Source organism: Alteromonas sp. NFXS44 (genome assembly GCF_040148705.1).
GTDB lineage: Bacteria > Pseudomonadota > Gammaproteobacteria > Enterobacterales > Alteromonadaceae > Alteromonas.
The window spans coordinates 1,010,096-1,020,185 of record NZ_JAGDEA010000012.1; the positions used below are offsets into that span (position 1 = coordinate 1,010,096).

The window sequence follows — 10,090 nt, forward strand, 5'->3', positions numbered from 1 at the left end:
ACAAAAAATTACTTATAAACCGGCGTTAACCAGTTCCATTTATCTTCAGTCTTGCCGTTGAACAAGCCAAAGAACATGTCCTGTACTTTCTCAGTGATCGGACCGCGGGCACCGTTACCTACTGAAATACCGTCAACGCTGCGAACCGGCGTTACTTCTGCTGCGGTACCGCACATCAGAATTTCGTCAGCCAGGTACATCGCTTCACGGGGGATATTTTCCTCACGGACTTCATAGCCCATGTCTTTCAGCAGGGTGATCACTGTGTCACGGGTGATACCCGGCAAAATGGCTGCCGTCTTCGGTGTGGTAGATACGATACCGTTGCGGATAACAAAGATATTTTCACCGGCACCTTCTGAGATATAACCGTTACGGTCCAGTGCAATACCTTCACCGTAACCATGACGACGGGCTTCCATAGAGATAAGTTGTGAAGACAGATAGTTACCGCCGGCTTTTGCACCGGTAGGAATGGTGTTGGCCGCCAGACGGTTCCATGAAGAAATACCGGCATCCACACCATTCTTGAGTGCTTCTTCACCTAAGTAAGCTCCCCATTCAAAGGCAGCAATGGCCAGCTCAGTTTCAGTACCGAAAGGTACAGCCAGACCCATACCGATATCACCGTAATAAGCGATTGGACGAATATAAGCTGACTTCAGTTCATTCTTACGGATGATATCCATCGTCGCTTCATTGATTTGGTCCAGCGTATAAGGAATCGTCATGCGGTAAATTTTCGCTGAGTCCAGCAAACGCTTGTTGTGCTCGTCCAGACGGAAGACGCAGGTTCCTTTATCTGGCGTGTTGTACGCACGGATCCCTTCAAAGACAGATGAACCGTAATGAATAGCATGTGTCATTACATGCACAGTTGCATCTTTCCAATGCTTGATTTCACCGTTAAACCAAATAAATTCTGCTGGTTGCTTAGCCATGTTAATTCCTTCCTGTAGCAGGCAGTTCGCCTGAAACCGTTAGTTCGGTACAAAATAAGTGACAAGACAAATGTCTTAAGACGAATGATACATGACCGCAGTGAAGTGCCCAATAACCTCTCCGGACTCTGCTTGCGACTGGACAGGAATATTTACACCTTTTGTAAGGTTGCAGACACACCTGTTCACGCCTGATTTCGCCTGTAGGTCGACACAGAAAAGGATAGTCCCTGAATACGGACTTGTTATGACTGGATTGTTGATAGTTCGGAATTTTATAAAGGGCCGGAACAGGCCCCCTGATCGTGGCTGGCTGACCACGAATCTGTATGGTGCGAAGAAATAGCATGAAACCCATGCCATAATCAAGTATTTTGCGCCCTGAACGCCGATTTTCCGTTTAACCGGCGTGGGTGTTAAGCAATAAAAAAAGCTGAGTAAAGAAATGACAGACTGGTTTCACTGGTTAAACCTGGCGGGTGTGGCTGTTTGTGCCATTTCCGGCACCTTAATGGCTTACCAAAAAAAAATGGACGGCTTCGGGGTCGTTGTACTGGCATCGGTGACCGCGATTGGTGGCGGTACGCTGAGGGATATTATGCTCGATTTGCCGGTATTCTGGATTCAGAATACAGATTATATCTATACCACTTTAATTGCTGCGCTGGCGACCATTGCGTGGCTCAGAGTCAGTCCGCGATTCCCCTATCACTATTTATTGATTGCCGATGCTTTCGGTCTGGCGTTATTTAATGTCGTCGGCATGGAAAAAGCACTTATTCATGAAGCGCCCATGTCTGTGGCCATTGCCATGGGGACGATTACCGGCGTTTTTGGCGGCCTGCTGCGTGATGTTATATGTCGCGAAGTCCCGCTGGTACTGAACGGAGAGCTTTACGCCATTACCTGCATTACCGGCGGATTAAGTTACGCATTGCTGCTTTATTCCGGCTTTGATCAACATTACTGCCCCTGGGCTGCTTTGCTTGTCACCGTCGTCATGCGCCTGTGTGCCATGCGGTGGCACTGGCAACTGCCGGTATTTAAGCCCGACTGAGAACTGTTCACCGGTTCAGTTATTCCCTATCCGCCACCTCTGTAAACTGCACAGCAGAAGAACACAGGAGTGCGGACATGGGAATGGCAGTGGTTAAGACTCGCGCCGGTACGGGAATCGATGCCCCGCTGGTAAGGGTGGAAGTGCATCTGGCAAACGGATTGCCGGCATTTCAACTGGTGGGTATGGCAGAAACTTCAGTGAAGGAGGCAAGAGACAGGGTTCGTAGTGCGCTTATTAACAGCGGCTTTGAGTTTCCGGCCAGACGGATCACAGTAAACCTGTCTCCGGCAAGTATTCCCAAGCAGGGCGGCCGTTACGATCTTGCCATCGCGGTAGGTATTTTAATGGCACATGGTCAGCTTAACGACAGCGCCTGTGACGGAATGGAATTCACCGGCGAGTTGTCGCTTACCGGCGAGCTGATGGCTGTCAGTGGCATTATCCCGGCTGTCATTGCCTGTAGATCAGCAGGCCGCACACTGTTTCATCCCGCTGCAAACAAAAATGAAGCCGCACTGGTTGACGGTGCAAAGCGCTTCGCTGCAGATTCTTTAATTTCCGTTTTTCTGCACCTGGCAGGGCTTGAGCCCCTTGCCGCTGATGAAAACCATCCGGTAAAGCCTGTTCATGGCTCCGCACAGCCCGTGTGGGAAGGTATTCATGGCCAGCATCAGGCGAAACGGGCACTTATGATTGCAGCGGCCGGCGCGCATAATTTACTTTTCACAGGGCCGCCGGGCACCGGCAAAAGTTTACTTGCCAGCCGGCTGCTCCGCTTACTGCCGCCATTGTCCGCGGATGAGGCTCTGGATGTAGCGGCGTTGTACTCAGTCAGACATACCGTTACCCGCGACATCATTGCCGGTTGTCGTCCTTTCCGCTCTCCCCATCATACCAGCTCAGCCGTTGCGCTTACCGGTGGCGGTGCTTCACCGGCTCCCGGGGAAGTGTCACTGGCACACCACGGCGTACTATTTTTAGATGAACTGCCGGAGTTCGGCAGGCGGGCGCTGGATGTACTCCGTGAACCGCTTGAAACCGGTGAAGTACATATTTCAAGAGCATCCGGGCAGGCCACCTTCCCGGCACGTTTCCAGTTGATAGCCGCAATGAACCCCAGTCCTACCGGCGATGCAGATGACGGCCGAACGCCACCGGACCAGATATTGCGATACCTGAGCCGCATATCCGGTCCGCTGCTTGACCGTATCGACATACAGGTGGAAGTGCCCCGCTTACCGGACTATCAGTTAACTTTGACCCCGGAAAACTATGAACCGGAAGACATCCGCCAGCCACAGCAAAAAGTAAGTCAGGCGCAGACTATACAGTACGCCCGCCAGGGGAGCCTGAACGCCATGTTGCCGGTAAATACACTGGCAGAAATGTGCGCGCTGTCTGCACAGGACACGCAGTTTATTCAGATGGCGGCTGAGAAATTGTCACTCTCTATGCGGGCATTTCATCGTGCTCTGAAGGTGGCCAGAACCATTGCCGATCTTGAAGGGCAGGATACGGTTCAGCGCAATCACCTGTCAGAGGCACTGGGCTACCGTGCGCTGGATAATCTGCTCCGTCAGCTTAGCGGGATCTGAAATAAAGCGTCAACCAGGGGCTCGTTACGGCGGGAAGACAAACAGCTGATCCCCAGCTCATAAGCTTCAATATCGCCAACCTGTATTTTGCTGACACTGCCTGCCATAGAAGAATGATCCAGCACAACCTGAGGTACAAACCCCACACCGCACTCCAGTGCCACCATGCTCACAATGGCCTCATTTCCTCCCACAGAAGCATACACGTTAGGTCTTATCCCGTGTTCTGCAAACCAGTGATAAGCAATCCGTCGCGTGGGGCCGTGTTCCGGCATGATCACCTGATGCCGCCGCCAGTCTATCTGAGCCAGTTCAGTAAGCCGCCAGTCACGGGGAGCAATCAGTACCAGCGGCACTTTGTCCAGTGGTGTGAATGTCATATCGGTAGGAAAATCAGGTGCATGGATGGCGATCGCCACGTCGCATTCCTTATGCTTCACCTTTTCGTTAGCCAGCGCCGGATCACCGGTCACCAGCCTGATATCCACACCGGGATAGCGGGAGCGGAACTGCCTGAGCAGGGCCGGCAGATGGCTCTGGCTGGCAGTTACCGAGCAAAATACACTGAGCTCCCCCTGTAATGCTTCGCTGTCATCGTGCAGTTCACGTTGCAAAGATTGCCAGTCTTTCAGTACTTCCGTAGAGAACGCCAGCAGCTTGTGGCCGGCATGGGTAAGGACCACAGAACGGTTATTCCTCTTAAGCAACACTGCACCACACTCTTCTTCAAGCCTCTGAATACAACGACTTAGCGTGGACGGCGACACATACATTGCCTCAGCGGTGTCACCGAAATGTAAACTGGATGCGAGATGATTGAAAAGTTGAAGTGAACGGAAATCCATAAATATTGCAAAAAATGAAATACTGTTTTGCGAATATATCATTTTCCAAAACAAAAGTGATCAAGTAATCTTCGCAGCAAGTCGTCATCGACGAGGTCATCGACTGGCTTTGAGCCCGTTGATAATGACTAGATTAATGATGTTCGGAATTTTATATGGCTAATTATTTTAATACTCTGTCTCTACGTCAGCAACTCGACCAGCTTGGTCGCTGTCGTTTCATGGAGCGCAGCGAATTCACAGACGGTTGTGAGTTCTTGAAAGGCAAGAAAGTTGTTATCGTCGGCTGTGGTGCTCAGGGCCTGAACCAGGGTCTGAACATGAGAGATTCAGGGTTGGATGTTGCTTACGCATTGCGTCAGGCAGCAATCGACGAAAAACGTGATTCTTTCCAGCGTGCAAGCAGCAACGGATTTAAAGTTGGTACCTATCAGGAACTGATCCCTGAAGCCGATCTGGTATACAACCTGACGCCTGATAAGCAGCACGCAAGCGTTGTTGAAGCGGTAATGCCGCTGATGAAAGAAGGTTCTGCATTAGGCTATTCTCACGGTTTTAATATCGTTGAAGAAGGTCAGCAAATCCGTAAAGACATCACGGTAGTGATGTGTGCACCTAAGTGTCCGGGTACTGAAGTACGTGAAGAATATAAGCGTGGTTTCGGTGTACCTACACTGATTGCGGTTCACCCTGAGAACGATCCGAAAGGTGAAGGCTGGGATATCGCAAAAGCACTGGCAAGCGCTACTGGCGGTGACCGTGCAGGTGTTCTGGAATCTTCTTTTGTTGCAGAAGTTAAATCAGACCTGATGGGCGAGCAAACCATTTTATGTGGTATGCAACAAGCCGCCGCTATCCTGGCATTTGAAAAAATGACTGCTGATGGCATCGACGCCGGCTATGCCGCTGCGTTAATTCAGTATGGTCTGGAAACCATCACCGAAGCACTGAAAATCGGTGGTGTAACAAACATGATGGACAGACTGTCAAACCCTGCGAAAATCAAAGCGTTTGATTTGTCTGAACAACTGACCGATCTGTTACGTCCGCTGTTTGAAAAACATCAGGACGACATCATCAGCGGCGAGTTTTCCCGCACGATGATGGAAGATTGGGCAAACGGTGATGCCAACCTGCTTAAATGGCGTGAAGAAACTGGTCAGTCTGGTTTTGAAAACGCACCTAAGTATGATGGTAAAATCACTGAGCAAGAATTTTTTGACCACGGCATCCTGTTAGTAGCCATGATCAAGTGCGGTGTAGAAGTTGCCTTCGACGTAATGGTTGAAGCGGGTATCTTACCTGAGTCTGCCTACTACGAATCACTGCATGAAACACCATTGATTTCAAACACTATCGCACGTAAGCGTCTGTATGAAATGAACGTGGTAATTTCCGATACTGCAGAGTACGGTAACTACCTGTTCGCAAATGCTGCAGTACCGCTGATGCGTGAGAAGTTTATGCCGTCTATCGATACCAGTGTTATCGGCAAAGGTTTAAATGTCAGCTCTAATCAAGTTGATAACCGCCGCCTGGTAGAAGTAAATGATGCCATCCGTAATACCGGTGTAGAAGCTATCGGTAAAGAATTACGCGGCTACATGACGGACATGAAAGCCATCATTGGTGTGTAACGATTTCTGTCGTTAGGTGCTTAACCAAGCCCTCTTGCCCGACCATTTTGGTCGGGCTTTTTTATGCCTGAAATTCCATATCTGCAAACAAAAACACCGGCAGAACGCCGGCGCTTGAATAGAGTAAGCCATACCGCTGCGCTGATTATTTACCGGGCCCTGCAATATCGATTTCAGGTAACGGCTCTGCAGTGTCAAAGCCCAGCACCTGAGAATAGAAATACAGCTCAGCATTCAGGGCTGTCACAATATTCTCAGACTTTCTGAAACCATGCCCTTCACCTTCGAACGACACGTAAGCTGTCGGAATACCTTTGTCTTTCAGTGCTTCGAAGATCATCTCTGACTGATTTGGAGGTACCACTTTGTCTTCCAGGCCCTGTAGCAGCAGTAACGGAGCATTGAAGCCATCAAGATGGTGGATGGGTGAGCGTTCAATGTAAAGGTCCTTTCGTTCCGGATATGGTCCGATCACCTGATCAAGATAGCGGGATTCAAACTTGTGGGTATCTCCCGCCAACGCTTCAAGATCGCTGACACCATAATGACTCGCGCCCGCTTTGAACACGTCACTGAATGCCAGGGCCGCTAGCGTCGTGTAGCCACCGGCACTGCCACCGCGAATAATGAGCTTTCCGGCATCCGCCAGCCCCTGATCCGCCAGCCACTGCGCGCCGGCCACGGCATCTTCTACATCGGTTACACCCCATTCACCGTAAAGTGCATGGCGATATTCGCGACCATAACCCGTACTGCCGCGATAATTAAGGTCGAGAATACCGAAGCCCCGGCTGGTCCAGAAATACTTACTCACTGAATAGGTGGGTGACGCTTTTGATGTCGGCCCGCCGTGGATCATCACAATAAGTGGCGGCGCACTGCCTTCAGTTGCTGTCACGTCCGGATTCGCCGGCGGGAAATACGTGCCGTATGCTTTCGCGTTTTCACCCACCGGGAAACTCACTTCCTGAATGGCTGGCACCCACGCCGGGGGCAGCGCGGAATCACTGGAGGTTGTGATCACACTGACTTCAGGGGAGTCAGCGGTTAAATCAGATAAAGCAATCAGTTCACCCGGGCGGGTTTGCGGATCCTGAATAACATACAATGCAGAGTCCGACTCAACAAAGTCTTCAACAGCGGCACTTTCCGTTGTCAGCAAACGCATTTCGCCGGTTTTTCTGTCTAACAGATAAAGCTGGCCAATGGCCCCCTGAACAACATTCGCCAGAATGGAACCATCCTGACGGATGCGGTAGTAATGCTTACCCACCTGCCAGGCCGGTCCGCCTGTCTCTGACTTTTCCGGCTGCGGTGACAACAGAGTAAATGCAGTGCCTGATACCTGATACAGTGACCACCAGTTATTGCGGTCGCTCAGCACGTACAGATTGCCTTCTGCATCCCACTGGGGATCGATAGCCGATTCCCCGGTATCCGGGTTATGTTCTGTCAGCCCTTCAAGTTTGCCGTCAGCGGCAAAGTCAGCCGACCAGAGCGTTGTGTTATCCCAGGGCATATCCGGATGATTCCACGCGATAAAGGCAACAGATTTGCCATCCGGAGACAGGCCGGGTGCAGACACAAAGCTGCTGCCTGAAAAAAGCACGTCGCCTTCTGACATCCCTTCAAGGGGAATGGCAACCAGCGTATTCTCCGGCTCACCGGATACGCGATGATCTTCGCGGATACAAATCAGCCGGTTACGGGGCGCATCAAGCTCAAAGGCTCCAAAACGAATGTTTGCTGCCGGAGTGATAGCCACCGGCGCTTCGCCAATAACCATGCGGTAAACACGCTGATCATTAAAATGCGTAAACCAGACCACGCCGTTATTAACCAACATGGAACGGCCACCGTACTCGTGTACCCGTGTTCTTGCATTCCACGGTGCAGGCAGCACCTCTTGTGGCCCACCTCCGCTTTGTCCCTTTTTTCTGCGCATGATGGTACACCGGCCACCTTCTTCAGGCCGGGACTCAACCCAGTAAACAAAATCACCATCGACGGCCAGAGAGGACAGACCGCGACTACCCTGCACAACTGCCTGAGCGGAGACAGGAGATGGCCAGCCGCCATATCCGGTGGTGTGAGAAGAAGATGTGTTCATAAATTTCTCATCTGATTTAGTGCTTCTGATTGATTTTCCCGTAATGTAACTCACCTCATCCTATATCACCATGAAACCAGACTGCATTCACTGGCCTGTAATTTGCTGTCCAACACATATGTAGTTATGCAAAAACAGCTTTGCAAATTTCGGCCCGGCGCGCTCATCAGCAATCAACCTCTATGGCTGGCGGGGGCGTTACGGAAACTAAGAGAGAGGAAGTTCCTGATGAAGTTTTTAAATTGCTCCCTGCTGATTGCCAGTGCGACGCTTATTTCATACACCGCACAAGCTAAAAATGATAATAAAGATAAGTCTTTACCACCGGGGCTACAGAAAAAAGTAGCGAATGGGGAACCTCTTCCACCCGGATGGCAGAAAAAACTGCAAAGGGGCGATATTTTATCCCGTGATATCTATGAGCGCAGCCGCGTGGTCATCCCGATAGATGATAAAGGGATAGTTTCAGTACAGATAGATGGCACCATTTTGCGGCTGTACCGAGACACCAGAGAAATCATTGATATATTGAGTCGCTGAGCACAAGTAAAAACGGGGCAGATGTTTATGCCCCGTGTCCTGATTTAGCTGGAGTAAATTCAGAGCTTTTGATAAATCACTAGTGCACCGACTTTTCTGCAAATCTCACGCTCACAAAAGCGAGGGAGAAGAAGATCAGGAAGCCAAATCCGATAGGATATAGGGTGCCGTTTAAGAAACTGTCGATAGACAAGGCGATAGGAACAGAGAATATACTCGACATGGATCCGATGATGGCTGCGCCAAGGCCGGCCATCTGTCCCAGAGGCTGCATTGCAAGGGCGTTCAGATTACCGAACAGGATCCCCACAAAGAAGAATCCGCAGAACATAACCGGCAGAAGCAAGGTCAGAGGAGGTAATCCGCTGAATGCTGTGATAAGCGCCAGGAAAACGACAGAGAAACCCACCACGCCGTATAACGCAATACCCACCAGCTTTTTCATACCGAAGCGTACTACCATCGTGCCGTTAAAGAACGATGCCAGACCGATGGAGAACGCGAGGAATGCAAAGATAAACGGGAACATGCTACCTGTGTCGTAATATTCCTGAAAAATGGTCTGTGAAGCGCTCAGGTATCCCAGGAAAGCACCGAACATAAAACCCATGGCGACGGTATAACCCATCACGTTTCCGTGGGTCAGAATAAACTTCGAAGACTGGAAAAATTTAGACCAGGCGAAGCGGCCCCGCCGGTCAGCAGGCAGTGTCTCCGGCTGACGGGACAAAAACCATGTGCCGGTGAACACAGAGACAATCAGAAACAGCGTAAAAATATGCGTCCAGTGGAAGAACGTCAGGACAGCCTGACCCACCATCGGCGCAATCATCGGCACCAGAATGAAAACCATCATGATGAATGACATCACTCTGGCCATTGCATCACCCACATACAAATCACGGATGATAGCCATTGCAGCCACACGGGGGCCGGATACACCGAATGCCTGTATTAAACGGCCGGCCAGCATGGTAGACATGTCGTCTGCCATCATACAGACCACAGTGCCTACAACAAAAATCGAGATGCCAAGTAAAATGGCTTCCCGCCGGCCACGGGTATCAGAATAGGGGCCAAAAAAGAGCTGACCGAAAGCCATGCCGCCGAAGAAAATAGACACAATCAGATGCGCATCATGGGGATCGTCTGCATGCAGCGCTTCGCCAATCTGGATCAGAGCAGGCAACATCGCGTCGATGCTCAGGGCAACCAATGAAGTCATTAACGCCATCAGAGCAACAAACTCGACAAGGCCCAGCGTTGGCTTAATTGGGGAAGGGTTTTCTGACATGTGTGTTGTCTACTCTAATCGACATAAAATAAAGGGCGCATAGTATAGCCTGAATTTGCCGGAAATTG

8 protein-coding genes are annotated in these 10,090 nt (G+C 50.6%); 4 read left to right on the forward strand and 4 right to left on the reverse strand.

Going from position 1 to position 10,090, the window contains the following annotated elements; genetic code table 11:
- Positions 1–8: 8 nt before the first annotated feature.
- Positions 9–941 carry a branched-chain amino acid transaminase gene (locus J3369_RS21390; RefSeq protein ID WP_349590833.1) on the reverse strand — a complete coding sequence of 311 codons (933 nt, stop codon included), beginning with the start codon at positions 939–941 and terminating at the stop codon, positions 9–11.
- Between the two features lie 445 nt (positions 942–1,386).
- On the opposite strand from J3369_RS21390, the gene J3369_RS21395 reads away from it, so the two are divergent.
- Together J3369_RS21395 and J3369_RS21400 are read left to right on the forward strand one after the other, a co-directional pair.
- Entirely contained in the window at positions 1,387–1,998 is a 612-nt protein-coding gene (locus J3369_RS21395; RefSeq protein WP_119503169.1) for a trimeric intracellular cation channel family protein, read from the forward strand.
- A 77-nt stretch (positions 1,999–2,075) separates the two neighbouring features.
- The gene (locus J3369_RS21400; RefSeq protein WP_349590836.1) at positions 2,076–3,596 is read left to right on the forward strand and encodes a YifB family Mg chelatase-like AAA ATPase; all 1,521 of its coding nucleotides are present in this window, start codon (positions 2,076–2,078) and stop codon (positions 3,594–3,596) included.
- Here the strand turns inward: J3369_RS21400 and ilvY are convergent.
- The gene (gene ilvY / locus J3369_RS21405; protein WP_119503564.1) at positions 3,578–4,441 is read right to left on the reverse strand and encodes an HTH-type transcriptional activator IlvY; all 864 of its coding nucleotides are present in this window, start codon (positions 4,439–4,441) and stop codon (positions 3,578–3,580) included. The two genes, J3369_RS21400 and ilvY, sit on opposite strands and share 19 nt — an antisense overlap.
- 155 nt (positions 4,442–4,596) lie before the next feature.
- On the opposite strand from ilvY, the gene ilvC reads away from it, so the two are divergent.
- Positions 4,597–6,078, forward strand: a complete 1,482-nt coding sequence (ilvC, locus tag J3369_RS21410; protein WP_119503171.1) for a ketol-acid reductoisomerase — start codon at positions 4,597–4,599, stop codon at positions 6,076–6,078.
- Between the two features lie 145 nt (positions 6,079–6,223).
- Here the strand turns inward: ilvC and J3369_RS21415 are convergent, their stop codons facing one another.
- On the reverse strand, positions 6,224–8,188 hold the full coding sequence (locus J3369_RS21415) for an alpha/beta hydrolase family protein (protein ID WP_349590840.1): 1,965 nt from the start codon (positions 8,186–8,188) through the stop codon (positions 6,224–6,226).
- A 228-nt stretch (positions 8,189–8,416) separates the two neighbouring features.
- On the opposite strand from J3369_RS21415, the gene J3369_RS21420 reads away from it, so the two are divergent.
- Positions 8,417–8,728: a hypothetical protein gene (locus J3369_RS21420; protein ID WP_349590842.1), complete on the forward strand. Its 312-nt coding sequence runs from the start codon at positions 8,417–8,419 to the stop codon at positions 8,726–8,728.
- Between the two features lie 79 nt (positions 8,729–8,807).
- On the opposite strand, the gene J3369_RS21425 is transcribed toward J3369_RS21420, so the two are convergent.
- Positions 8,808–10,022 (reverse strand): multidrug effflux MFS transporter, encoded by a 1,215-nt coding sequence (locus J3369_RS21425; protein WP_349590845.1) that lies wholly within the window; start codon positions 10,020–10,022, stop codon positions 8,808–8,810.
- Positions 10,023–10,090 lie beyond the last annotated feature (68 nt).

Excerpts from the sequence above, each read along its gene's own strand:
- J3369_RS21390 (WP_349590833.1), bottom strand. The coding sequence starts at position 941 with ATGGCTAAGCAACCAGCAGAATTTATTTGGTTTAACGGTGAAATCAAG.
- J3369_RS21395 (WP_119503169.1), top strand. The coding sequence starts at position 1,387 with ATGACAGACTGGTTTCACTGGTTAAACCTGGCGGGTGTGGCTGTTTGT.
- J3369_RS21400 (WP_349590836.1), top strand. The coding sequence starts at position 2,076 with ATGGGAATGGCAGTGGTTAAGACTCGCGCCGGTACGGGAATCGATGCC.
- ilvY (WP_119503564.1), bottom strand. The coding sequence starts at position 4,441 with ATGGATTTCCGTTCACTTCAACTTTTCAATCATCTCGCATCCAGTTTA.
- ilvC (WP_119503171.1), top strand. The coding sequence starts at position 4,597 with ATGGCTAATTATTTTAATACTCTGTCTCTACGTCAGCAACTCGACCAG.
- J3369_RS21415 (WP_349590840.1), bottom strand. The coding sequence starts at position 8,188 with ATGAACACATCTTCTTCTCACACCACCGGATATGGCGGCTGGCCATCT.
- J3369_RS21420 (WP_349590842.1), top strand. The coding sequence starts at position 8,417 with ATGAAGTTTTTAAATTGCTCCCTGCTGATTGCCAGTGCGACGCTTATT.
- J3369_RS21425 (WP_349590845.1), bottom strand. The coding sequence starts at position 10,022 with ATGTCAGAAAACCCTTCCCCAATTAAGCCAACGCTGGGCCTTGTCGAG.